This is a genomic window from Peptoniphilus indolicus (assembly GCF_900454665.1).
GTDB classification, from domain to species: Bacteria; Bacillota; Clostridia; order Tissierellales; family Peptoniphilaceae; genus Peptoniphilus; species Peptoniphilus indolicus.
Genome location: NZ_UGTH01000001.1, coordinates 1 through 25133 on the forward strand (window position 1 = coordinate 1; position 25133 = coordinate 25133).

19 protein-coding genes and 1 pseudogene are annotated in these 25133 nt (G+C 30.7%); 2 read left to right on the forward strand and 18 right to left on the reverse strand.

Annotation, left to right across the window (positions count from 1 at the left end; translation table 11 throughout):
• Positions 1 to 89: 89 nt before the first annotated feature.
• The 3 genes from DYE58_RS00005 to cysK form a co-directional block, all read right to left on the reverse strand.
• Positions 90 to 689 carry a radical SAM protein gene (locus DYE58_RS00005; protein WP_115311886.1) on the reverse strand — a complete coding sequence of 200 codons (600 nt, stop codon included), beginning with the start codon at positions 687 to 689 and terminating at the stop codon, positions 90 to 92.
• Positions 690 to 1558: 869 nt separating this feature from the next.
• On the reverse strand, positions 1559 to 2080 hold the full coding sequence (gene epsC, locus DYE58_RS00010) for a serine O-acetyltransferase EpsC (RefSeq protein ID WP_004822294.1): 522 nt from the start codon (positions 2078 to 2080) through the stop codon (positions 1559 to 1561).
• The gene (gene cysK / locus DYE58_RS00015) at positions 2073 to 2963 is read right to left on the reverse strand and encodes a cysteine synthase A (RefSeq protein ID WP_004822296.1); all 891 of its coding nucleotides are present in this window, start codon (positions 2961 to 2963) and stop codon (positions 2073 to 2075) included. Before cysK ends, epsC begins: the two co-directional genes overlap by 8 nt.
• 267 nt (positions 2964 to 3230) lie before the next feature.
• Between cysK and DYE58_RS00020 the strand changes: the two are divergent.
• Positions 3231 to 4391: pseudogene (locus tag DYE58_RS00020) on the forward strand (ISL3 family transposase).
• A 280-nt stretch (positions 4392 to 4671) separates the two neighbouring features.
• Here the strand turns inward: DYE58_RS00020 and DYE58_RS00030 are convergent.
• From DYE58_RS00030 to DYE58_RS00090, 13 genes are all read right to left on the reverse strand, one after another.
• On the reverse strand, positions 4672 to 5526 hold the full coding sequence (locus DYE58_RS00030) for a copper amine oxidase N-terminal domain-containing protein (RefSeq protein WP_004822301.1): 855 nt from the start codon (positions 5524 to 5526) through the stop codon (positions 4672 to 4674).
• Positions 5527 to 5622: 96 nt separating this feature from the next.
• Complete coding sequence (locus DYE58_RS00035) at positions 5623 to 10509, reverse strand: S-layer homology domain-containing protein (protein WP_245946020.1); 4887 nt, start codon at positions 10507 to 10509, stop codon at positions 5623 to 5625.
• 44 nt (positions 10510 to 10553) lie between these two features.
• Positions 10554 to 11192 (reverse strand): hypothetical protein, encoded by a 639-nt coding sequence (locus DYE58_RS00040; RefSeq protein ID WP_115311888.1) that lies wholly within the window; start codon positions 11190 to 11192, stop codon positions 10554 to 10556.
• Positions 11193 to 11491: 299 nt separating this feature from the next.
• Entirely contained in the window at positions 11492 to 12010 is a 519-nt protein-coding gene (locus DYE58_RS00045; RefSeq protein WP_115311889.1) for a flavodoxin family protein, read from the reverse strand.
• The gene (locus DYE58_RS00050) at positions 12011 to 12775 is read right to left on the reverse strand and encodes an ABC transporter ATP-binding protein (protein WP_040552856.1); all 765 of its coding nucleotides are present in this window, start codon (positions 12773 to 12775) and stop codon (positions 12011 to 12013) included.
• Positions 12765 to 13754, reverse strand: coding sequence for a FecCD family ABC transporter permease (locus DYE58_RS00055; RefSeq protein ID WP_040552857.1), 990 nt, complete (start codon positions 13752 to 13754; stop codon positions 12765 to 12767). Before DYE58_RS00055 ends, DYE58_RS00050 begins: the two co-directional genes overlap by 11 nt.
• Complete coding sequence (gene isdE, locus DYE58_RS00060) at positions 13741 to 14613, reverse strand: heme ABC transporter substrate-binding protein IsdE (RefSeq protein WP_004822315.1); 873 nt, start codon at positions 14611 to 14613, stop codon at positions 13741 to 13743. Before isdE ends, DYE58_RS00055 begins: the two co-directional genes overlap by 14 nt.
• On the reverse strand, positions 14603 to 15553 hold the full coding sequence (locus tag DYE58_RS00065) for a heme-binding Shp domain-containing protein (RefSeq protein WP_004822316.1): 951 nt from the start codon (positions 15551 to 15553) through the stop codon (positions 14603 to 14605). Before DYE58_RS00065 ends, isdE begins: the two co-directional genes overlap by 11 nt.
• Complete coding sequence (locus DYE58_RS00070) at positions 15543 to 16988, reverse strand: NEAT domain-containing protein (RefSeq protein WP_115311890.1); 1446 nt, start codon at positions 16986 to 16988, stop codon at positions 15543 to 15545. Before DYE58_RS00070 ends, DYE58_RS00065 begins: the two co-directional genes overlap by 11 nt.
• A gap of 233 nt (positions 16989 to 17221) precedes the next feature.
• Complete coding sequence (locus tag DYE58_RS00075; protein ID WP_115311891.1) at positions 17222 to 18055, reverse strand: hypothetical protein; 834 nt, start codon at positions 18053 to 18055, stop codon at positions 17222 to 17224.
• Positions 18056 to 18064: 9 nt separating this feature from the next.
• Complete coding sequence (locus DYE58_RS00080; protein WP_115311892.1) at positions 18065 to 19723, reverse strand: ABC transporter ATP-binding protein; 1659 nt, start codon at positions 19721 to 19723, stop codon at positions 18065 to 18067.
• Positions 19716 to 21425: an ABC transporter ATP-binding protein/permease gene (locus tag DYE58_RS00085; RefSeq protein WP_115311893.1), complete on the reverse strand. Its 1710-nt coding sequence runs from the start codon at positions 21423 to 21425 to the stop codon at positions 19716 to 19718. The genes DYE58_RS00080 and DYE58_RS00085 overlap by 8 nt, the downstream gene beginning before the upstream one ends.
• Complete coding sequence (locus DYE58_RS00090) at positions 21418 to 21792, reverse strand: YbaN family protein (protein WP_115311894.1); 375 nt, start codon at positions 21790 to 21792, stop codon at positions 21418 to 21420. Before DYE58_RS00090 ends, DYE58_RS00085 begins: the two co-directional genes overlap by 8 nt.
• A gap of 481 nt (positions 21793 to 22273) precedes the next feature.
• Between DYE58_RS00090 and DYE58_RS00095 the strand changes: the two genes are divergently transcribed.
• Positions 22274 to 22957: an ISL3 family transposase gene (locus tag DYE58_RS00095; RefSeq protein ID WP_281269839.1), complete on the forward strand. Its 684-nt coding sequence runs from the start codon at positions 22274 to 22276 to the stop codon at positions 22955 to 22957.
• 203 nt (positions 22958 to 23160) lie between these two features.
• Here DYE58_RS00095 and DYE58_RS00100 read toward each other — a convergent pair whose 3' ends face one another.
• Positions 23161 to 24135, reverse strand: a complete 975-nt coding sequence (locus DYE58_RS00100) for an ABC transporter ATP-binding protein (protein ID WP_004822322.1) — start codon at positions 24133 to 24135, stop codon at positions 23161 to 23163.
• Positions 24128 to 25126 carry an ABC transporter ATP-binding protein gene (locus DYE58_RS00105; protein ID WP_004822324.1) on the reverse strand — a complete coding sequence of 333 codons (999 nt, stop codon included), beginning with the start codon at positions 25124 to 25126 and terminating at the stop codon, positions 24128 to 24130. The genes DYE58_RS00100 and DYE58_RS00105 overlap by 8 nt, the downstream gene beginning before the upstream one ends.
• Positions 25127 to 25133 lie beyond the last annotated feature (7 nt).

The window sequence follows — 25133 nt, forward strand, 5'->3', positions numbered from 1 at the left end:
AAAGTCATTATCCGATTCAAATCCCTCTACAGAAGAGAAAATGTAATCATTACCAACTCTCTGTAATTCAGAACAAAGCTTCTCATCAATCAATGAACCATTAGAGAGAAAATATTAAAATAACATTCAGAATGTTCTTCTGCAAGTCTAATTATATCGTCTTTCCTAATGAGAGGCTCCCCTCCTGTCATCATATAGAAATATATTCCAAGTTCTTTTCCTTGAGTTACTATCTTATTCATTATGTCATAAGTTAAATTTAATTTATGTCCGTATTTAGCAGCCCAACATCCTATACATTTTTTATTACAATCTGAAGTTGGATCAAACAGTATTGTCCATGGAATTTGAGTACCAAATTCCAACTTCTTATTTGGTAAATCTTTATTTTCAATAATCATAGATTGAAAGCCTAAATTCATAATTATCTGCTTTCTGACATTTGGATGTGTATTTTTTAGTGTACTAATTATGAGTTTTGTCCATTTATTTTCCGGATTCTTTAACATCTCTCTTGCTGAATCAAAAGCTTTTTCCGAACCCTCAAACTTATCTCCTATATTCCTTTGAGTAAAATCTATTATCTTTAAAATAGTCGATGTGTCAAGTTCATCTCTATCTACTTGACTAAGAAACTTATCAATCAATAGACCAAATGCTTGCCTTTCTACAGTTGTTTTAATTTTCATAATATCCCCTTAGTTAAAATCGACTAAACAATATATAAATTGCTACGAAAATTGAAATTAATAAGCCTATAAATGAAAGTGTTTTTGAAAGTATAGCCCATATCTAAAACCAACTATATTTCCAACAGTTGCAATTAAAATTGAGATTAAAAGAAATATATAAAATACTTTATTCGTAATAAACACATCCAAAAAAGCCATGGATAATCCCAAAATAAAGCAATTGAAATTGTTATTATACCTGTTATCACCAAAGATTTTATAGGTAGCTTATCTATTCTGCTTCATACCTATTTTTTAGCTTAAAATGCTATATAGAATATATAATCCTACAACAATGAATAAACGCTTGAAACTATATGTAATAAATTTGTCAAAGAAACCTCTCCAGTGAAAAAAGTTCTCGACAAAATATATTACCGAAGTGCAGAGAATTTGTCTGCCCAATTGCAAATATAAAACCTACAACAACTAACTTCCATAAATCTTTTTCTACAACTGAGATGCAGCTGCCATTGTTGATATTATAAGATCAATTGAGAGTATAACACTAACTATTACTATATATAAAAACTATTCATTATATCACTTCCTCTTATATTTTATATTTATTATAGTTTAAATTTTCTTAGGTCAAATATTCAAATTTCATAATTTATTGCCTTATATACTACAAAAAGTTAAATATGTAGTTTTATAAAAACAAATACAAAAACTTGTATTATAAAACAAACAATAACAGACTAATGAGCCTCCTCAATATTTGACATAGAGCCACAAACGCAAAAATCCCTTCAATAATTATATTTCATATTATCAAAAGGATTTTTTAATTAATTTTTTATTAACTATATACTTTTTAAATTTGTTTAATCTAAAACTTTGGCTGGTAACCCAACTGCTGTCTTTCCAGCTGGAACATCTATCAGAACTATTGCTCCTGCTCCTATCTTAGCACCATCCCCAATTGTAACCGGACCTAAAACTGTGGCGCCGGTTCCTATAGTTACGTTGTTCCCCACTGTAGGATGTCTCTTTTCTTCTTTTTCATTCCCAGTTCCACCTAAAGTGATGTTGTGGTAAAAGTGGCAATTATCTCCTACAACCGCTGTCTCTCCTATTACTACTGCCATTGCATGGTCTATAAATAAATTTTTGCCTATCTTAGCTCCAGGATGTATCTCTATTCCAGTTTTCTTTCTACTCCTTTGAGAAATCCATCTTGCTATTAAAGTATTTCCATTATTATAAAAGCGATGTGCAATTCTATGGTATACCATAGCTTTTACTATTGGATACATAAATATCGCTTCAAATCTACTTTTACAAGCAGGGTCTTCTTTTAATATGAAGTCCCCATGTTCTATTAATGTTTTAAAAAATTTACTCATATTCAAATAACTCTGTAGATATATATCTTTCTCCAGTATCAGGTAGTACTGTGACAATAGGCCCCTCTAATTTTTCTAACATTTTCAAAGCACCTACAACATTTGCACCTGATGAAATGCCTACTAAAAGTCCCTCTTCTTTTGCCAATTTCCTTGCCATTTCCATTGCTTCAGAGCCTTTTACAGTAACTACGTCATCTAAGATTTCTCTATCCAAAACTTTTGGCACAAAGTTTGCCCCAATTCCTTGAATCTTATGAATTCCTGCAACATTTTTAGTCAACAATGGAGATTCTTCCGGTTCAAGTCCCCAAATTTTGATATTTTCATCTTTAGATTTTAAATATCTTCCTACTCCTGTTACAGTCCCTCCAGTCCCTATACCTGCAATAAAACCTTTGACTTCTGGTATTTCAGAATATATCTCAGGACCTGTTGTCTTTTCGTGAGCAACTGCATTGTATTTATTTTCAAATTGATTAGGCATAAAATACTCTCCTGTAGTTTCAAGCTCTTTCGCTCTATCTACAGCAGCTTGCATTCCACCTTCACCAGTTAAAATTAGTTCCGCTCCATATGATGCCATGAGCTTTCTTCTTTCGATTGACATAGAAGCCGGCATTACTATTGTAACGTCATACCCTAAGTTCTTACCTATCATTGCGATTGCTATTCCAGTATTTCCACTTGTAGGTTCTACAATTTTCATACCTTGTTTTAAATTTCCATCTGCAATTGCTCCCTTTATCATTTCATAAGCTGGCCTATCTTTAATTGAGCCTGCAGGATTTTGTTTTTCAACTTTTACATATATATTTCCGTTACCTATATTATTTAGCCTTATTAAATTCGTGTTTCCTATTGTATCTAAAATATTTTTCATCTCAATACCTCCACAAGTTACTATAGTCTTAGAACTATGTTATCTTCATATACCCGAATTTTTTTATAAATAACTATTCATCTTTTTTATATATTTGATGATTTTGTTTTTTTGATGTATTAAAAAGGCTCTATAATATCCGTTGGGGAGTAAATCTCTAACAGATATTTTTGTATAAAAAATTTGCACTTATACGCATTTAGTCCTAAACTTAAAATAAGTAAAACCAAATTTAGGAGGTGCATATAAGTGCAAAATAATAATATCATGAATTTGTTTGGTTTTAAAGATGTAGTTTTTGATAGTTTTAATGAGGATAATGAATTTGTCCATGTTCATGCTCATGTTTCTAAGATGTCTATCTGTCCTCATTGTGGTTCTAAAAGGATTTGGGTTCATGATCATAGAGTTCAAATGATTAGGGATACTCATATTTGTGGTAAGAAGTCTTTGATTCATTTAAAGAAAACTAGATATGATTGTAAGTCTTGTGGTTGTCGTTTTGAAAGGAAGCTTGATTTTATCGCTAAAGGTCATACTATGACTAAGAGGCTTGTTTGTTCTATTATTTCTGAATTTGATGAAGTTTATTCTATTTCTTCTATTGCTAATAGGTATAATGTTTCTTCTAATACTGTTCTTCGCATTTTAAATTGTTTAAGTGTTTCTAGGGATAATTTGTCTGAGGTTTTATGTATTGATGAATTTAAGGGTGATAGTGGTAATAACAAGTATCAGACTTCTCTTCTTAATGGGGATACTCATAATATTATTGATGTTTTGCCTTCTAGGAGTAAAGTTTCTTTGTTTGAGTATTTTAAAAAGATTCCTTCTAAAGAGATGATGAATGTTAGATTTTTTGTAAGTGATATGTCTAATATTTTTAAATCTGTTAAGGAAAGATTCTTTAAGTTGTCTGTACATATTATTGATAGATATCATTTTATACGACAGGTTTTATGGGCTTTGGAGAATGTTAGAAAGAGAATTCAAAAGGATGTTTCTTCTAAGTTTAGAAGGTATTTTAAGAGGAGTAGAAGTCTAATTACAAAGCCTTCTTCTAGGCTTACTTCTGATGAGGCTAATGAGGTTTGTCTAATGCTTGAGTTAAGTAGGGATTTAAAATTGGCGTATGGGTTAAAAGAGTTGTTCTATCAATATGTTCTTATTCAGCCTACTAAAAAGAGGGCTGAAAAGTGTTTAAATGAATGGATAAGAAGGGCTGAATAATCCGGTTTAAAGGAATTTAGTTCTTGTATTACTGCTTTTAATAATTGGTTTGATGAGATATGTAATTCTTTTGATTATCCTTGGTCTAATGGTCCTCTTGAAGGGACACATACTAAGATAAAGACTTTAAAGAGAAATTGTTTTGGTATGAAAAATTTTAATTTTTTTAGAAAGCGAATTATGCTTTCTTGTAAATAATTGGTAAAAAAATATGAAAATTTTTGAAAACTCCTAGGAGTTTTGTTTGCTATGCTTATTTTTAGTGGTTTTTGGTTTATTTTGGTTTAGGATTTATTTTAGCTGCTATGTGTTGATTTTCACATAATAAGAGAGACTCGAATTAATGAGCCTCCACAATATTTGACATAGAGCCTTAAATTTTAGTATGAAAAAAATATTGTTGCATCGCTAAAGATTTTTTATAAATCCAAAAAGAGGCACAAATCAATGAGCCTCTAATATTTGACATAGTACCAAATTATTTGTTTATTTCTACAGTTCTAGTACTTGCTTTCCAATCTACTTTTGCCCCTAGTATTTCAGATATTGCTCTTAAAGGTACAAAAGTTCTAGAATCTTTAATTACTGCTGGAGAATCTATTTGTATAGTCTTATCTTTCGATTTAATTTCCTTAGAATCAATTATAAGATTAGCCTTATCATCTCCAATGATAACAGTTCTAGTATCTGCTTTCCATTCAACCTTTTCTCCTAGTGCTTCAGATATAAATCTTAAAGGCACCATTGTTCTTCCGCTTTCAATATAAGCGGGAGTTTCAGGTTTTATTTCTTTACCATTTACAACAATTTTAATTTCATTTGATTGTTTTTCTGTCTTTGGTTCTGAGTTTTCAGCACTAGATTCTAAAGGCTTTACATTTGCCCAGTCAAACATTAAGTATGCCTTTTGTTCTCCGGAACCCTTTCCACCACCTGATATTGCGTCCATGGCATCTACCCAAACTGCCACAAGAATTTTATCTTCCTTTGGAGTAGTCCTCTCAAACTCATGAGTTTTATTATATTCCCCTTCAATGGCTGTTTGTTTTGTTTCTACTCTATTTGAATCTTTGTCAGCTTCGTAAATAAATAGATTTGTAAGTTCGCCTTCCATATTCATAAATTCCATTTTCTTTAAATATAATTTATAAATATATTTCCCATCTTTTTCTTCTACTTCTGCCATTTGTTTAAGTGATGGATTACCCATCGATTCTTTGCCTGGTTCTCCAAATTTTTCTAATTTTACTGGTACTTCATACTTATTCGCTGCAAATATTGTATTTGGAATTATGACCAATACCAATAATAGTGATAGAATTAATTTTTTCATTTCAACAACTCCTCATTTTTATATTATACAGACAACCCTACTTATGCAGGGCAGCCTGAAAACCATGGACAGTCCACGAGGGGACTGTCCCCATTATTAATTATGATCAATATTGTAAAGAACTTGTGCAACCTGTCCTCTAGTAAATGAAGTTTTTGGTGCAAAGTTTCCATCATCCATACCCTTTACAACACCAAGCCTTGCCATTTCCTTTACAGAATCTTTGGCCCAGGATGCAATAGAATCCTGATCCTTAAATCCACTTGTACCTCCTTTGGCATTTAGATTTTTACCTGATACTTTTAAGAATCTTGTCATCATTACTGCCATTTCTTCTCTTGTAAGTGCCTTGTCTGGAGCAAAGTTATTATTACCAACTCCATTGACTACTCCCATCTTGTTTGCCCAAGAAATATATGGACTGTAATATTCATCAGACTTAACATCATTAAATTTTTGTGTCTTATAATCATTTGTATTTACATTTAACATTCTTCCAAGCACAGTTACAAACTGTCCTCTTGTAATTGATTCATTAGGTCCAAATTGCGTTTCTGAAAGGCCCTTGAAATAACCCTTATTTACTACATAGTCAATTGCAGTTTTTGCCCAGTGCCCATTAGCGTCAGTGAATTTAGATGAACTTGTAGTAGACTGGCTGTTGCTTGTGTTTTGCTGATTTTGCTGATTTTGTTTATTTTGTTGATTTTGCTGGTTTTGTTGGTTTTGATTATTATTTCCGCCGACTCTTCCAACTTCTTTCGCTCTAGACCAATCAAAGGATATTATAGCATTTTGCTCTCCACCGCCAGGTCCTTTGCCCATTATTTGATCCATAGCATCAACCCATACGGCTATATTTACCTTGTCATACTTTCCATTCATTACCCATGACCATACATTCCCAGAAGATTGTGATGCTTGATATTTATTTCCATCATAAATAAATAAATTAGTTAAGTTTCCTGTTAAAGTCTTACCGCCAAAGTCCCTTTGCATAGGCACAAATTGAACACTATATCTAAACTGACCATTTCTCTCCTCTACTCTAGCAGTATGATTAATAGCATTATTTGCCATAGAATATCCGGATTGATGTGCGTGCAATATTTCTACTGGCACTTCATATTGAATAGTAACTGGTCCATTATTTTGGTTATTGTTTTGATTTCCCCAGGAAGAATTATTCCCCCATGAGGAGTTGTTGTTATTACCCCAGTTATTATTCCAACCAGAGTTATTATTACCCCAGTTATTGTTATTTCCCCAGTTATTACCAATTCCACTATTATTAGAACCTTTAACAAGGCCAGATGCCGCAGTTTTTAAATTATCTATAGCCGATTTAATCTCATTTTCAGTAACATTACTTCTAGATAATAATGCCATAGCAGAATTATAGGCATTTACATATTCCATATTACTTTTATAAGTGTAATGAGGTCCGCCTAAATTAGAGTAACTTCTTAAAGCATCTATTAACTTAGTCTTACTACCTAAATCAGGTGTAGGACTTGGAGTTGGAGTTGGTGGTGTTGGGGTATCTCCGCCGGGAGTAATATCTGTAGCACCTGATTTATCTAAAACAAGTCTAGCCTTTTGTTCTCCGCCACCAGGGCCTTTACCAGCTATTCCATCCATAGCATCTACCCATACTTTTACATAAAGGGTATTATTTTCTAGTGCATCATACTCAGCCTTAGTTAAAGTAATTCTAAATACTCTAGGGAATTCTTTGCCCCCTGATTTTTCGTCGATTACCTTTTCTATAACTTCTGCTTCTATTGCACGTCCACGATCATTGTTATTTTCATAGCTAAATAAATTAGTTAAATGTCCATAAAGAACTTGCTCACCTAATGGTACTTCAATACCTTTAAATGTTAAATCTATTTCTACAGTATCGCCTTTTATACTTACCTTAGCCGGTCCATCTATAGCCTTTGCTCCCATTGATTCCTTATTAGGATATGCAAATTGCATTAAACTTACTGGAACATTGTAGACTTTATCTTTATTCTCTGGCTCTGTAGCTTTATCTGCACTTTCATTAAATACCTTTACTGCATTATTTAAATTAGTTAAAGCCGTATCCAATTGACTTTGTTCATTAGCAGAATTAAGAATACTTTTCGCCGATTCAATAGCTGCCTTTAAAGTTTCAAAAGCAACATCGGTTTTCTTACCCTGTTCTACTTTTTCAGCTTCTGCTATAGCTTTAGTTAAGGCTTCTTTTTTTAGCTCTGGTTTAGGTTCAATCTTATCAGCACTAGTTTTAAAAGTTTCAATAGCTTTATCTAAATCTTCTACAGCTTTATCTAGTGCATCTTGTTCAGTAGCATTAGCTAAAACTTTTTCCGCCTCTATAATTGCTGTTCTTAGGGCATTAAGTGCTTCATCTGTCTTTTTGCCTTGTTCTACTGACTTTGCTTCTAATATTTTATCTTCTAATGGTTTTTTATTTAGTTCTTGTGGTTTTTCTAATTTAGTTAGATTAGTTTTATCTATAACTATCTTAGCTTTTTGTTCTCCGCCACCAGGGCCTTTACCAGCTATTCCATCCATAGCATCTACCCAAACTTTACACCATAGGAAGTCTGAATTTTCAAACAGATCTCTATCTATAGTAAAGCTAAATAATTGTGGGAATTCATGTTGCTTTCCATCTAATCCCATGTCCATAGTTTTCTTTTCTACTTTAGTTTCTATTGCTTTTCCGCCTTCTTTTGGCAGTTTATTGTTTTCAAAGTAGAATAGGTTAGTTAAGTGTCCTTTCGTTCCCATAAGGTGTAGACCTTTAAACTCTAATTCTACTTTTACCTTATCACCACTATAAATTAGCTTTGCAGGAGATACTATAGCTCCATTTGCCATAGAAGTTTCTCCTTTATTGTATGCGTGCATTATTTTTACTGGTGCAGTGTATTCTCCATCTTCTACTGGAGCTTTTATATCAAGACTTTTATTAAATACTTTAACTGCATTATCTAATGTTGTTACTGCTTCATCTAATTTAGATTGTTCTGTAGCGCTAGCTAAAACTTGTTCAGCTGCTGCTATTGCGTCTTGAAGGGCTACAAAGGCTTCTTTAGATTTATTGCCTTGTTTAATTTTTTTAGCTTCTTTGATTTTTTCTTCTAACGGTTTTTTATTTAATTCATCCTCATATTTTTCAACTAAAACTTTTTTCCTTAAATCGACATTCCATATTTTAAACATATTTTTAGTAATATCTTCATTTTCAGATGGACTCATGGATATAGTTGTATTATTACTTTTTTTAATACAATGGATTAATCTTGCATTTTCAAGATTTATATATTGATCTATATCTCCTTCTTCTGCTAAAGGTATATTTTTTAATTTAATTTTTGTAATTCTATTACCAAATTTTTCTTTTGCTTCGTTTATAGTAAAATATTTTTCTTCTAAAACTTCTACTTCATGGAATTTTTTATCTGCTCCCTTATATTTTATTGGCTTATCTTTTTCTATTCTTACAAGACCAAATTCTTTTAAATTTTCTTTATCATAAACTTGCTCTACAAAAGAAACTGTAAGGTCTCCTTTTCCATCTTTAAATTCAAATGTATAATAAGGATTGACACCAGTTTTCGTATTCAATTTTGTGTTAGCTTTTTCATTTTTATCATGTAACCTATTTAGATAAGCATTTTCATCTTCTATAAAATTATTATCTTTCCATAATTTATCAAAAACTTTTTTATCACTATTAAACCTTTCTTGAGTACTATTAAATAGCTGTAAAGCTCTATATTTTCCAGGAGTAGAGTTTATTTTTTCACGCTCCATCTCCTGCCATCTCATAAGCATATTAAAATCTGGATTGCTTCCCATGGCGTCTACTCGGACATTAAACATTTTTACTGCTTCATAATTAGGCTGTCCATTCGAATATTCCAGTGGAATTTCATAGGTTTCCGGATAATTAAAATTATCTCTTGTATATGTTGATTTTAAATACTTTGGATCATTTAAGTAGACTTTATAGTCTGAATAATAAGTTTCATTGCTATAATATTTGCTATATTCATCTAAAGAATTGAAGACCCATAAATCTGTTAAGTGTCCCTCGATTACCTTATCATTTTCTTTCGTATATTTGGGGTCAGCTAAACTCATAGGTTTAAAAGTGAATCTTAACTTCATTTTTCCGTCTTCTGTTACAATTAATTTTCCATTATCTTCAACAGCACCAGATGCCATAGAATACATTCCAGGTCTACTTGCATACCTTATTGATAGGGGAATCTTATATTCTCCTGGCAATAAATTTTTAGGGATAGGGTCAGCCCACCCTTGAAATACATATACTCTAAATTTATCTTTTGTTGTATATGTATGATTTTTAAATTTAGAACCAAATCCTGCATTAGCTATATATGATCTTCCATCTTTATTTTTGTTAAAATCACGTATTAAAAAAAATGAATCTGTTTCAAATCGGTTCCCTTTATATCCGTCTGCTTCCTCAAGGCGCATAAATCTTTTACAATGTTTTGGTTCTGCAAATTTATTTGTTTCTTCATCAAATCTCGAAACATACATTTGAAATTGTTCGGGCCAAATCCAGTAAGTATCTTCATCTTTAATATGCTTACTTTCAATATTTATATTTCCATATTGTGCACAATCGGTTTCGTTTTTAGCTTCAATTTCATAACAAAACCATTGTGCTTCATGACTTCTAAAGGATTCCGCTTCTTTTTCATGTTTTTTTATAAATGCCGCAAAATCTTGGTCATCCTTCTTTATTTCTCTAAGTTTTACCGAGAATTTTTTTGGATCAAAATTTCCTTTTTCCCACCTCATGTAAGGTTCAGGGTTAATTTGGAAACTAACAAAATTATTGCCTTTAATATAAACTTTATCATCCATTCTTATATTTTCTGCAAAAACATATGATGGAATTAATAAAAAAATAGCTATTAATAGAAATAATTTATTTATTTTTTTTAACAATTTTATCCTCCTAATAAAAAATAAGTAGAGGAATACTTATTTTTTTATTTCACATATAATCTTGCGTTACGATTCATCATCTTATCGCCAATTACTCCTAACGCTCCTGAATCTTCTAAATTAGTTTCGAATTTGATTCTGTAAAAGTGTGGAAAACCATAATCTTCATCTTCTTCTACTTCTAAATAATCTTTAGAAATAGTAATTTCAAAACCATATGGTACTAATTTATCGCTATTAATAGCCTTTTTCTTTGTTTTTCCATCTACTTCTAATTCTTTTACTGTGTATTCAGCTTCTTTTTCTCCAGTTGGAGTCATAAATTTAATTTCGGTACAATCCGCTTCATAATATTTGAATGGATACCATTTTTTAACAGGTTGTAAATAAAATATAAAAGTATAGGAATCCCCATTATCTATTACTTTAGATTTGCTCTTATCAAAAGCGTCATCAGCCATTGAAAGCTTTGGATCTTTTCTGTGATATACAGCAAAATCTTCTGGACTTCCTGCTGATCTCAAACTATATTCTGTACCATATAGTTCCCTATCTGAAAAGTCTATTGTTGCTTTTATTTCATCTTCAATAGCTTTCATATCATATTCTTTTGCCATTGCAAAGGATGGTAGTAATATCAATAATACAAGTAATAATAAACTTAATTTTTTTATTGTTTTCATAATTATCTCCTTTTTTATTTTATTCAAATTTACAAATTATAATCCTACAATATTTTATATTCCTCTACTTATAAACATAGTCTTATAAAACAAATACTTGTTTTATGATTACATTCTTACTTTTTAGAAATAATAAGCGTTTCTCTTTAAATTAAATATTTTCTTCTTATCTCTTGTCCATCTCTCCTCCTTAAACTTACTAAATACTATTTTTAATTATTTAAGTATTTAGTATTTATATAATTATTAAATAGTTATAATTTACTATCCTAATCCCACCCACACACCCACTAATATTTTTATATTTTGTTTAATTTTTCATAGAAGTAGTCTGCTGCTTCTTGTAATTCTTCTTCTGTTGCATGTCTTGATTCGATGCTTGTTTGTATCATTTTTTCTTTTATTTTTTTCGGCACAATCGCTCCTGTAAATCCACGCATTTTTTCTATTAATTTTTTATCTACCAAGCCGGGGCATTTGTAATATCCGAGTGAATTTCTATTTTTAAGTAAGTCTTCTAAATTTTTGGATACATCCATGCCATGTGGTGAGTCTGGCATTGCTCCCATGGTTACAAATATGCCGAGGTTTTGTTGTTTTGTATTTTCTATTATATTTTTTGCTTCTTTATTAGGTTTTCCTTTATCAATCCATGCACCTACTAGTGCAAAGTCATATTCTTCTAGTTTTGGATCTTTCTTTATTTCTTTTATGTCTTTTATCTCGACATCACATATTTTTTTTAGTTCGAGATAGATATGTTCTGCCATCTTCTTTGTGTTTCCTGTCTTTGATGAATATGCAATTATTCCCCTCATTTAATTCTCCCTTGCTAATACTATTGTTTCTCCTTCAAGTTGTGCTAATTTTAATTTTGTATCAAATATTTTTGATATATTTTCTTCTGTAAGTGTTTCTTTAGGCTTTCCGTTAAATACTATTTTGCCTTTATACATCCCTACGATTTCATCTGCATACTTTATGGACTGATTTATATCGTGAAGAACCATTATTATTGTCTTGTTAAGATTTTTGTTTAGTCTTTTTACTAAGTTCAATATTTCTATCTGATATTTTATGTCGAGATAGGTTGTTGGTTCATCCAAAAAAAGTATGTCGCTATCTTGTGCTATTGCCATTGCTATCCAAACTCTTTGTGTCTGCCCACCTGATAATAGATTTACTTTTTTATCTCTTATTTCTTCGAGTCCGCATAGTTTTATTGCTTCATCTATTTTTTGATAATCTTTTTCTGTCAATCTTGCCATAAATGGAAGGTAGGGATTTCTGCCATAACTTACTAATTCTTCTACTTTTATGTCTGAATCTAATCTATTTTTTTGTTTTACTATTGCGACTTTTTTTGCGAAGTCTTTTCTATTTATGTCGCTTATGTTTTTCCCATCAAGTCTTATCGTCCCCATCTTTGGTTTTAGATTTCTCGTACATAATTTGAAAAGTGTCGATTTTCCACAACCATTTGAGCCGAGTAGTATTGTTATCTTTCCTTGTTTAAAGTTAAGCGATAAGTCTTTTATTATGTTTTCTTTTGTGTATGCGAAGAACAAGTGCTTAATTTCCATATTCTCGTCCTCCTGTTTTTAAAAGTATTATGAAGAATATTCCTCCGAACACAGACATTAATACTTGTGTTTTTATTTCGTAAGGATATGCTATTATTCTTCCTAATGTGTCTGATAGTAAAAGAACTATGCTTCCTAAAATCATAGAGAATGGCAAGAGGTGTTTGTGATTTGCACCTACTATCATTCTTCCTATATGTGGTACTATTAGTCCTAAAAAGCTTATTGCTCCTATTTGTACTGTTGCAACGCTTGAGAGCATTATTGCTACTAGTGCTACTAGAAATCTATCTCTATTTACATTTACGCCGATTGATTTTGCGGTTTCGTCTTCTAATGATAAGAGGTTACAAGATCTTATAGTTATGAGTGAAAGTACAAGTCCTATTATTCCGTAAATTGTCATTATTCTTACGTCTGCCCAAGTTTTTTGTGCTACATTTCCTTCTATTATTGACTGAACATTTGTAAGGTTGCCGCCTGTCATCGCTTTTATGGCTTCTGATATTCCTATAAAGACCATATTTAGGGCAATCCCCACTAATATGAGTTTAATTGGGTTTGAACCGCCCTTCCATGCTATGGAATATATTAATAGGTAGGCAATTATTCCACCAAGTATTGATAGTGCTGGTACGAGATAGAAAATTCCCGGTGCAAGTAATAGGACGATTGTTCCTGTAAGTGATGCGGCTGATGATATGCCTATGATGCCCGGATCTACGAGTGGGTTTTGCATTACTGCTTGAAGCATCACTCCGCTTGTTCCTATTGCCGCTCCTGCTATTATTGCTATTATTATTCTCGGAAATCTCAAGTCATATATTGTAGCTACTTCGCTGTCAAATTCTACAAAAAGACCTCTTATAAGTTTTGAGAAAGTCATTTCTATTGAGCCTGTTTTTGCTGAAAATAGGGTTAATATTAGAAGGATTATCACAGATATTGAAAATACTAAAATCATTTTAGTTTTTTTCATATAAAATTTCCTCCAAATCATTTAATGCTTCTTTATAGTTAAATTTTGCACTCATGCCGAATTTTTTGTAGTCCAGATCATAGACTTTTTCTTCTTTTACGGCTCTAAAGTGTTTCCAAATGTCATTTGTTGCAAAGTCTTTTTTAAACATTTCCATTACTTCATCAGGAAGTGCATGTGCTGTTCTTAATATTATGTCGGGATCTTTTTTAAGCATATCTTCTGTGTTTATTGTTATAAATTGTTGGTCTGTTCCTGCATAGACATTTTCTGCTCCGGCTAATTGTACAAGGCTACCGACATATGAGTTCTCTGTCGCCACTACATATGAACCGGGAAGTCCCATTAGTATTAATACTTTTGGTGTTTTTTTGTCTTTGTGTTTTTCTTTGTATTCGTTTATAAATTTATGGTAGTCGTCTACGAGTTTTTTTGCTTCTTTTTTTCTATCTAAGAGTTCTCCCAAATCTTCTATTGATTTATACATTCCCTCTATATTGCTAAGGTTTAAAAATCCATAGTCTATTTCTGCCGCCTTATATTTTGGCAATAAGTCTGATATAAGTGAAACTGGCGAAAATACATAATCTGGTGAAATCATCTTTAATTTTTCTATATCAGGGGTCATTGCCATACCAACTTTGGGGACATCTTTATACCTTTTGGGCATAGGGTCTATTTTTGAGTCCGGTACTGCGACTAAATCTACGTCTAGCTTTTCCATTATATAGACTGTAGCCATTGATGTTGCTGCTATTTTTAGCTGTCCACCTGTTTGTTTTTTGTTTTGTTTTTGATTTACGCAAGATGTACATAATAGTAGGGACAATGCTATTGTTAGGAGTTTTTTAATCTTCATATGTTTCACTCCTTAATTTGTTTAATTTTTCTTCCACATTATTTTTATAGAAATAAGATAGTAGTGCCAATATTATTGCTAATGATGTAATTATTACTACTAACCCTATAAGTGAATAGATAAATGCCATAGTTACTTTCCCTAGTCTTGTCTTTTCTTTTACTTCATCTTCTTCATTTTCGTCTGAGTAATATATTTTTTTTATTACTTCTGAGTCTTTGGTGAGTAACCCATGGGAATATCCTAAATCGCCAGCTGAAAATTTAGAGTTTACTATTTTTTGTTCTACTTTTCCTCCCTGTGCTTGTGGAGCTAGTATTTGCCCTACTTGCACATTGTTTTCTACTGGTTTTAAACCTTCTGTATTTTGTAGTGAATTTTGTTGTGGAAGTGTTTGTTGTATTTCTTGTGTATTTTCAGTTTGTTCTTGTTGCAGACTTTGATTTTGTTCTAAAGATGCAAAATCTGTATTTCCTGGTACGAGATCCGATATTGTGTAGTAGAATATTACATCTCTTCCCATTGGTCCTACGAAAAATGTCGCTCTTACTATTACATTTTTACTTGGTATTTCAATTCTATAATCCCTTGTTTCTTCTCCTTGTCCAGTTACTTCTGCTGCTACTGAATAAAATCCTTCTTCGCCGTAATTTTGAACTGCAAAGGTTTCATTTTTTATATAGTTTGCAAGACTGTATCTTACGGATAAGAATATTCTTCCGTCATCTGTTGTTTCTACAAGTGCTTGAGGGTTTAATACATTTTCGGTCATCCCCTGCCCTATACCCGGGTTATTGCCAGGGTCTTCTATAACTCCTGTTACAGGGTGTTGATAGTAAGGTGTTGCCTTTGCTATTTCTTGTGTATAGGCATTTACATTTGTTTTTAGTGTAAATATTATTAGTAGTAGGACTATGCTTAGTATTTTTTTATTCTTCATCTTTTTTTAGCCCTCCTATAAATAGTATTTCTTCTTTCATATTTTTAATTTCGCCTAGGTTCTTTTTGATAATTATTATCGCTGCTGTATTAAAAAAAATAAAAGTTAATAATATTAGCGTTATTATTCCTTTAGACTCTTTTTCTTTTATATTTTCTTCTATGCTTTCTTTTGCGTATTCTATATTTTCGTTTTTGCCTTTCTCACCATTTACTACATCTAATTGCTTTTGTAACGAACTTTGTACTGGTTGTTTTGACATTTGTGTTTGATTTATCTGTGGTGTTGTAGACCCGTTAACAGCTGATTTATTCACTGGTTTTACTACAGGTTTTTTTACACTTTTTGTAAAGGCCTTTTCTCTTTGTTCTTTGGTAGTTTTATTAGGAGTTTTATTTTCTTGTTTTCCTTCAGAAGTTGCAACAGGGTTTGAGCCTGATTTTACTAGTAGATAAACTCCTGGATTTTTCACTTTTGCCTTTATATGTTCGTCAGTATAGGTAAAGTCTATTTTTTGTTTTTCTCCTTCTGTGCAGTCGTATAATGCTAAATTATCTTCTTTTGTAAATTTAAGAAGTGGCAAACTTAATTCAAATTCTTTTTCTGGCTTTAGCTTCTTTCTTGTTGCTTGTATGCTATCTTCTTTGCCAGTTATTTTTTCTAATGGTCCTAAAAATTCGATTTTAAATACATTTACTTGATCAAGTGGATCGAAATCTTTTGAATATTCTTCAGCATCCTTGCCGGATAATTTATTCCCATAAAAGGAAAACGCTTCTGTAAATGTATCTGGTCCATAGGATACAAAAAGATTTTTATTTTCTACTTCCCCTGAATCTTCTTTAGAATATTCTGCTTTTTTTGCACCATTTTTAAATTTATTTATAAGTACTGATTCATCTTCGGATATTTTTTCTACTTTTGTAAAGTCAAGCTTTACTCTTGCCCTTATGGGTTCATCGCCCATCGGTTCGACCTTTGGATCTACATAAACTTTTGGCATATTGTCCATATTTACTAGTTTAGTTCTAAAAACTATAGGTCGCTTTTCCTTTTCTTTTGGTATTTCCATTTCAAATGCGCCAGGCTCTGCTGGATAATAATTTCCATCTTCTTTTTGGAAATAGATGTTTATAAGAGATGCGGTTATACTCATATACTTCATTTTATCTGAGCCTATGTACAAGAAGCCTTCCTTATCTTTTACTTCTAGCTCTCCTATTTGATTCATCGCCTGGTTCCCCATAGATTCCTTATCTTCTATTGCGTGCCATAGGGCTATGGGAATTTTATAATATCCATCTTCTAAATTTATTTCTACTTTCTCTGGGACTTCATCTTTTTGATTTTCTGCTCCATATATATTTACAGAAAATATTATAGTTAAAATTAAAATTAACAAGGTTGTTATTTTAATTTTCAAGATATTTTTCACGATTATATCACTCCCCCTTTGTAATTGATAATCGTTATCATACAGCTTTATTTTAATATGTTTTTAACATTATTGCTAGTAGTTTATTTATGACGACTAGTTGCCTATGGTTTACTTTTTCTATGAATTTTATTTGTTTCTTGTGTTTTATGAATGTTTTTTTTAATAAATCGGTTTGAAATACAAGTTTATAATGGATTTTTCTTATATGCTATGACAATTTGTTTTTATTTTTAAATTAAACCTAAGTTTACAGAAAATAAGAAATTTGCTTCTTTTATATGAAGATTCATTCCAATTTGTGATTTTATAATTAGCATAAGACCTGCTTGTAGTATTACCTCTCCTGTGTTATTCCAGTAGTCAATGATGTCTAGTGGGATCTTAAACTCTCTTTCGTTTGAATTAATTTCATATTTTTTGTTATCTTTGTAGTAGAAAACTTTAGTAGCTATTCCTTTTTTCTTATAGCCTTCTTTCGGTTTTTCTATTATTTTAGATTTTAGGCTTATATAAGGATTGTCGTCAATAATTAAATGTGCATCTTCTTCAAATCCCATAGATGCCATGGATTTTTCTATAAATGAATCTGCTTTATCTTCGTGATTTTTATAGATACAAAAATTTATTTTATGCTTTCCTCTTCCTAAGAGTTCTATTAATTTTTCTTTTTCTACTTTAGCTGAGAGTTTTTCTATTTGTTCTATTTTTTCTGCTCTTTCATCTATGCTACTATAGAATTCTTCCATCCCCCTTCCCATAATTTCAAATGATAATTCCTCTGCTATATTTTTTTCTATTTTGAATATTTTTTGTAAAACCAGAATAATGTTTTTACGTTTTTTATCATAACAATTTGCAAGTTTATCTCCGATTTTTGTTGGATTATATTCATGACCATCTTTATAAAGTACTCCAAGTGTTACCATTCTATCTAAAATTTTCTTTGAATTCGTTTTTGAGCAGTTGAAGCAAATTGATGTGGATGTTATTGTCTTGTTGTTTTTTTTGCTTTTTATATATAAAAGATATTGTATTTGAATTTTGGTCAAGTCTAGTTTAATCATTTTTATCACCTACGACTCTATTTCTCTATTCATTTTTACTATATTATTACATATTCTAAGACTAGATTTTCTATGAGAAGATATTATTATTGTCTTATCTTCTTTTTCCTTGTATAGGGATTTTAGTATTATACCTTCATTTAGTGCGTCTATATTTGCTGTTGGCTCGTCTAATATATATAGTTTTGATTTTCTTAGGAACATTCTAGCTAGGGCAAGTCTTTGTATTTGTCCTGTGGAAAGAAGTTTATTTTCTTTTACTATTTCTGTATCAAAGCCTTTTTCTAAACTTGCTATAAATTCATAAATATTGGCTTTTTTTGTGGCTATTATTAATTCTTCTTCTGTTGCATCTTCTTTTGCTATTTTTAGATTATCTCTTATTGTTCCTTTAAACAGATGAGTTTCTTGAGATGTATATGAGATGTTCTCTCTTAAATTAGAAGTTTTTATTGTTTTTAAATTTTCGTTATTTAAATATATTTTTCCTTTATTAGTATCATAAAATCTCATTATAAGTTTTATTACAGTTGACTTGCCGCAACCACTTTTACCAGATAGACCTATTACTTGATTTAGATTTGCTTTTAAATTAAAGTTTTCTATAAGGCTAGTATTATCGTAAGAAAAGTCCACTTTATTAAGCTCCAAATTGTTATAAATAATCTCCTTTCCCATAATATTTTCTTCTACTTCTGCTTCTTCGTCTAATAGTCCTAGTACCCTCTTAGCACATGCAAAGGTCAGTATTAGATTATTAGCAAGGTTAGATAATGCTGAAGTCGGGCCAAAAGATGAAATAAATATAGTCAGTGGAAATATTAACCCTAGTATATCTACTTTATTTTTAATATATAGATTTGCCCCCACTATTACAAATATTAGGTTTGCAATAATAATTATTGCAGACGATAGGGCAAAGTTTTCTCCAGATTTTTTAGACAGTATTTTAGTGGATTTATTTAGCTTTCTAGTTAGATTATTTATTTCCTTTAACAGTGTTTTTTCGTAATTAAAGTTAATAATTTCTTTTAGCCCTTTAAATGCCTCTAAAATTTTAGAGTTTAGTGCTGATAAATCTTCCCTTTGTACTGCACCTATATCTCTTGCTGATTTTTCCGTTACTATAGGTACAATGATTGCTAAGATTAAATGAGATATTAGTAGAACTAAGGCATATAATGGACTAAAGCTATATAATATTATTAAAAATACTAATGTATGAATTATAGCTATGCATATAGGAGAAATAGTATGGGCATAAAATACTTCTAAAAGCTCTATATCTGCCGTTATTATGGAAATTAATTTACCCTTGTTTTTCTCTTCCATTTTAGCAGGCCCTAACTCTCTTAATTTTTTAAATACTTTATCTCTAATTATGGCTAGAGTTTTAAATGCAACATAGTGGTTAAATAGCTGCTCTATATATTTAAATACTGCTCTTAAAATTGCTAGAATAAATATAATTCCTACTATAGTTTTTAAATTTATATCTTTATCAAGTATTAATTTTGCTAAACTATATCCTCCTAGCCCAGGTATTAGTGTGGCAAATATATGTCCCATTGCTCCAAAGAAAACTGCACAAATCATCTGAATTTTTAAGTCTTTTACTATTCGCAAAAGTTTTTTTATTAGATTTATATATTGTTTTATTTTATTCATTTAAACCCCACTTTTCTAAAGATATTTGATAATTATAGATAGTAGAGAATAGTTTTTCTTTTAATATTTCTTTAAACTTTCCTTCTTCTTTAATTTTTCCATCTTCCATATAGTAAATATAATCTGCATTTTCTGCATTTCTTAGTCTATGAGTTATTAGTATTATGTTCATAGATTTTTTCATTTCTTGTAGAAGTGTAAGTATTAACTGTTCTGATTCTATATCTATATTTGAAATAGATTCATCTAGTATTAAAAGTTTTGGAGATTTTAATACTGCCCTAGCTAGAGATAATCTTTGTTTTTGTCCTCCAGATAAATTACCTCCATCTGAATTTAACAAAGTATCTAAGCCTTCTTTGTTTAAAAAGTAATTTTTAAGTCCTACTTTTTCTAAAACTTGTATAAGTTCTTCATCTTTTGCATCTTCATTTGCCATCTTGAGATTGTACCTTAGGCTTCCGTTGAATATATATGGATTATTATCTATTAAGGCAATATTTTCTACTAGTGAATCGGAATTTATATCACTCACTCCGTTAAAATATATTTTACCTTTGTAGGATTTTAAACTACCTGATAAAACTTTTGCCAAAGTTGATTTTCCACAGCCACTTTTACCTACTATTGCAGTTATGCTATTGTTTTCAAATTCTATGTTTAGGTTATTTAGTACTAATTTATCTGTATATGAAAAATTTAAGTTTTCAATTTTTATATTTAGTCCTCTATCTTCTATAGTGTTTTTATAATCCTCCTCAGTTTCTATTTCTAATACATCAAAAAGACTTTTGGCAGCAGAAATTCCATTCATAGCTACATGAAATAAAGAACCGAGTCTTCTTAGAGGATTAAAAAATTCTTGAGATAAAAGTATAAAGTAAAATGCCCCAAATATGGAAATTTTTCCAACTTTATAAGCATTTAAACTTAACATTATTCCAAGTGCAGCTCCACAGTATGAAACTAAATCCATAACTGTAATATTGTTCAACTGCACCATTAGAAGTTTCATAGTTTTTGCTCTAAAATCCTCTGCCAGATCATTTAACCTTACATTTTGTCTTTCGTCTACATTAAATACTTTTAACGTTGTAAGCCCGTATAAAAAATCTATAAATATATCGGCTAAATTAGTGTAGGAATGCCAATAACTCTTTACAACTTTATTTGCAAGTTTTTGTACCATTACTATAGCTAGTGGTATAACTGGTACTAGAACGAGCATAATTAGTGCGATTTTTAAATTTATAAAACATAATATTATAAATAAAATTAAAGGTCCTATTAGGGAAAAAAGTAGTTGAGGTAACATCTCCGAATAGAAGATATTAAGTTGTTCAATTCCTTCTACTCCAAGGTTTATAATTTCTGAAATTTTAATTTTTTCTCCAAATTCCATTTTAAAAGAGTAAACTTTCTTTATAAGTCTTTCTCTAAGAGTTTTCTTTACTTCTATTGAAACTCTATATCCAATATTTGAATAGAGTTTTGTCGTTGCTATTCTAATAATGGCTATTATCAATATTGTCATTATTAGTTTTATATAATTTTCCTCTCCTTTAATCAGAGTATCTATAAATTTGCCTATAGTAAAAATCACAGATATATTTAAAATCATCTCTATGGTTTTTATTAATACTAAAATAACAATGTACTTTCTCTCATCTTTTAATTCTATATACAGCCTTTTGTCAAACATTGTTCTCCTCCTTAATAGTCTTTATCTTTAAGAAAAAGTACAAGTAGTGAAATATTAACACTAAAATAAGGCATATTCTTGCATGAAGATTATCTATAAGGAAAAACGAAATTCCTATAAAAACAGTTATAGTAAGTAAAATTTTAATTTTTCTATTTATGGTCATGCCTTTTTTTGACTTTATTGGCTCTATATTATTTTTATACAATTTTGTAGAAATAAAGTATCTATTGAATTTTTCCGAACCTTTTGCAAAGAAATAACTTGCTAAAATTAGAAATGGAGTTGCAGGAAGAAGTGGTAAATAAATACCAATAACGCCTATTCCTAAAAAAATTAAACCTAAAATTAAATAAATTATCTTCAAAATTTGCTCCTTTCTTTAATGTAGTTCTGTTAAATGAATTTATGCTAGGGATTATTTCCTTTTTATTTTCATGATCTTTGATTTAGTTAATGTTATCAAAAATAAGTTATTTGTCCAAGAAATTTTGATAAATTTTATCAGTTGTTTTTTTATTTTTATTTTTTAAAATTCTATGAAATAAAGCTTTTATCAGTATTACAAGGAAGTTATCCCCGGTTTATAAAATAGATTTACAGCATCATTTAATTTTGTACTTTAAAAGTTTTTTTAATCAACTATATTATCATAGGATTTTACTTTTTATCTTTAGAGCGACAAGATATGCCCCTATCTACACGCAAACAGTAATTACATAGCTCATTAAGTCGCATAAAAACATATTGCTTATTGAGTTGTCTTTGTTATGATTTATCATAAATTTGTTCTGCTTTTTTGAATTGTCTGTACTTGAAAAGTTATCTTTATCAAAAAAAAAGAATTAATAAAAAATGGAGATACTCATAATATTATTGATGTTTTGCCTTATAGGAGTAAGGTTTCTTTGTTTGAGTATTTTAAAAAGATTCCTTCTAAAGAGATGATGAATGTTAGATTTTTTGTAAGTGATATGTCTAATATTTTTAAATCTGTTAAGGAAAGATTCTTTAAGTTGTCTGTACATATTATTGATAGATATCATTTTATACGACAGGTTTTATGGGCTTTGGAGAATGTTAGAAAGAGAATTCAAAAGGATGTTTCTTCTAAGTTTAGAAGGTATTTTAAGAGGAGTAGAAGTCTAATTACAAAGCCTTCTTCTAGGCTTACTTCTGATGAGGCTAATGAGGTTTGTCTAATGCTTGAGTTAAGTAGGGATTTAAAATTGGCGTATGGGTTAAAAGAGTTGTTCTATCAATATGTTCTTATTCAACCTACTAAAAAGAGGGCTGAAAAGTGTTTAAATGAATGGATAAGAAGGGCTGAAGAATCCGGTTTAAAGGAATTTAGTTCTTGGATTACTGCTTTTAATAATTGGTTTGATGAGATATGTAATTCTTTTGATTATCCTTGGTCTAATGGTCCTCTTGAAGGGACACATACTAAGATAAAGACTTTAAAGAGAAATTGTTTTGGTATGAAAAATTTTAATTTGTTTAGAAAGCGAATTATGCTTTCTTGTAAATAATTGGTAAAAAAATATGAAAATTTTTGAAAACTCCTAGGAGTTTTGTTTGCTATGCTTATTTTTAGTGGTTTTTGGTTTATTTTGGTTTAGGATTTATTTTAGCTGCTATGTGTTGATTTTTACATAATAAGAGAGGCTCGAATTAATGAGCCTCCCCAATATTTGACATAGAGCCCAAAAAAAGTGAGTCTTAAAACTCACTTTTATACTAAATGACATGCTACAAAATGTCCCGGATTTCTCTCTGTCAGCTCCGGCTTAGACTTTCTACAAACCTCCTGTGCCTTCGGACATCTATCCACAAATGGGCAGCAATTTGGTGGGTCTATAGGACTTGGAACTTCTCCTTCAAGCATAATTCTCTGTCTTGTTCTTTGAATATTTGGGTCTGCCAAAGGTATTGCAGACATAAGAGCTATTGTATAAGGGTGTATAGGATTTGAATACAACTCATCTGAAGTTGCAACTTCCATCATATTTCCAAGATACATTACTCCAACTCTATCTGAAATATACCTTACCATTGAAAGGTCATGTGCTATGAATAAATAAGTTAAATTCATTTTCTTTTGTAAGTCAATAAGTATATTTATTACTTGAGCTTGTATAGAAACGTCAAGAGCTGAAATAGGTTCATCACAAACTATAAACTTAGGCCTTACTGCAAGTGCTCTTGCAATACCAACACGTTGTCTCTGTCCACCTGAGAACTCATGCGGGAAACGTGAAGCATGTTCTTCTGATAATCCTACAAGATTTAGTAATTCGATAACTTTATCATGTCTTTCTTTTTCATTTTTATAAAGTCCGTTTATCAACATTGGTTCTTCTACCAATGATTCAACTGTCATTCTTGGATTTAGCGAAGCATACGGGTCTTGAAAGATAAATTGGAAATCACGTCTTTTCTTTCTCAACTTTGACTCTGATAATTTAAATAAGTCTTCTCCATCAAAGAACATTCCCCCCCCAGTTGGGTTTAAAAGTCTTGTTATAGTTCTACCTGTTGTAGATTTACCGCATCCACTTTCCCCAACAAGACCAAATGTCTCTCCGGGATATATATCAAAACTTACATTGTCAACAGCTTTCAATATTCCTTTTTTTACTTTGAAATATTTCTTTACTCCCCTTGCACTTATTAGAGGACTTACATCTTTATTTTTATTTTCAGTCATTATTTTCCCCCTTTAAGTACTCTTCACTATATAACCAACAACTACATCTGTGTCCTTCTCCATGTTCTGTTGTAGGAGGCATATTATCTTCGCATATTACCATTGCCTCGTCACATCTATCAAAAAATGGACATCCCTTAGGTGGTATATATAAATCCGGTGGCGAACCATGTATTGCATGAAGCTTTTCTTCCTTACTCATATCAAGTCTTGGAACTGATAATAAAAGTTTTTTAGTGTATGGGTGTTTTGTGTTATAGAAAATATCATCTGTTGAGCCCTCTTCCATAATTTGGCCTGCATACATTACTTCAACTCTATTACTCATATCTGCTACAACACCTAAGTCATGAGTAATCAATATTATACTCATTTCAAATTCTTCTTGAAGCTCTTTCATAAGTTCTAATATTTGTGCTTGAACTGTTACATCAAGTGCTGTTGTAGGCTCATCTGCAATCATAAGTTTTGGATTCATTACAAGCGCTATAGCAAGCATAACACGTTGTCTCATACCACCTGAAAACTCATGAGGATATTGATTAATTCTTGTTTCAGGTTCAGGAACACTTACCATATCAAGAATTCTTATAGCTTTTTTAAGAGCATCTGCCTTTGATATTTTTTCGTGTTTCATCAAACCTTCTATTATTTGGTCTCCAACCTTCATAGTTGGGTTTAGAGATGTCATAGGGTCTTGGAATACCATAGAAATTTTATTTCCTCTAATTTCTTGCATTTCTTTTTCAGACTTTACTATTATCTCTTCACCATCAAATAGTATTGAACCACCTTTATAAAAAGCTGGTGGATTTGGTAAAAGCTTCATAATAGAATTAGCCGTTACACTCTTTCCACATCCACTCTCACCTACAATTGCAACTGTTTCTTTTTTATTTACATCAAAAGATATCCCTCTAACCGCTTCAACTTCACCAAAGAAAGTTTTGAATGATATCTTTAAATCTTTTACTTCTAGTAATTTATCCATTCCATCT

Bases quoted from the DNA above. Each gene is read 5' to 3' on its own strand.
- DYE58_RS00055 (WP_040552857.1), bottom strand. From the start codon at position 13,754: ATGAAAAAAACTAAAATGATTTTAGTATTTTCAATATCTGTGATAATC.
- DYE58_RS00050 (WP_040552856.1), bottom strand. From the start codon at position 12,775: ATGGAAATTAAGCACTTGTTCTTCGCATACACAAAAGAAAACATAATA.
- DYE58_RS00030 (WP_004822301.1), bottom strand. From the start codon at position 5,526: ATGAAAAAATTAATTCTATCACTATTATTGGTATTGGTCATAATTCCA.
- DYE58_RS00085 (WP_115311893.1), bottom strand. From the start codon at position 21,425: ATGTTTGACAAAAGGCTGTATATAGAATTAAAAGATGAGAGAAAGTAC.
- DYE58_RS00100 (WP_004822322.1), bottom strand. From the start codon at position 24,135: ATGACTGAAAATAAAAATAAAGATGTAAGTCCTCTAATAAGTGCAAGG.
- DYE58_RS00105 (WP_004822324.1), bottom strand. From the start codon at position 25,126: ATGGATAAATTACTAGAAGTAAAAGATTTAAAGATATCATTCAAAACT.
- DYE58_RS00045 (WP_115311889.1), bottom strand. From the start codon at position 12,010: ATGAGGGGAATAATTGCATATTCATCAAAGACAGGAAACACAAAGAAG.
- isdE (WP_004822315.1), bottom strand. From the start codon at position 14,613: ATGAAGATTAAAAAACTCCTAACAATAGCATTGTCCCTACTATTATGT.
- epsC (WP_004822294.1), bottom strand. From the start codon at position 2,080: ATGAGTAAATTTTTTAAAACATTAATAGAACATGGGGACTTCATATTA.
- DYE58_RS00075 (WP_115311891.1), bottom strand. From the start codon at position 18,055: ATGATTAAACTAGACTTGACCAAAATTCAAATACAATATCTTTTATAT.
- DYE58_RS00065 (WP_004822316.1), bottom strand. From the start codon at position 15,553: ATGAAGAATAAAAAAATACTAAGCATAGTCCTACTACTAATAATATTT.
- DYE58_RS00080 (WP_115311892.1), bottom strand. From the start codon at position 19,723: ATGAATAAAATAAAACAATATATAAATCTAATAAAAAAACTTTTGCGA.
- DYE58_RS00005 (WP_115311886.1), bottom strand. From the start codon at position 689: ATGAAAATTAAAACAACTGTAGAAAGGCAAGCATTTGGTCTATTGATT.
- cysK (WP_004822296.1), bottom strand. From the start codon at position 2,963: ATGAAAAATATTTTAGATACAATAGGAAACACGAATTTAATAAGGCTA.
- DYE58_RS00040 (WP_115311888.1), bottom strand. From the start codon at position 11,192: ATGAAAACAATAAAAAAATTAAGTTTATTATTACTTGTATTATTGATA.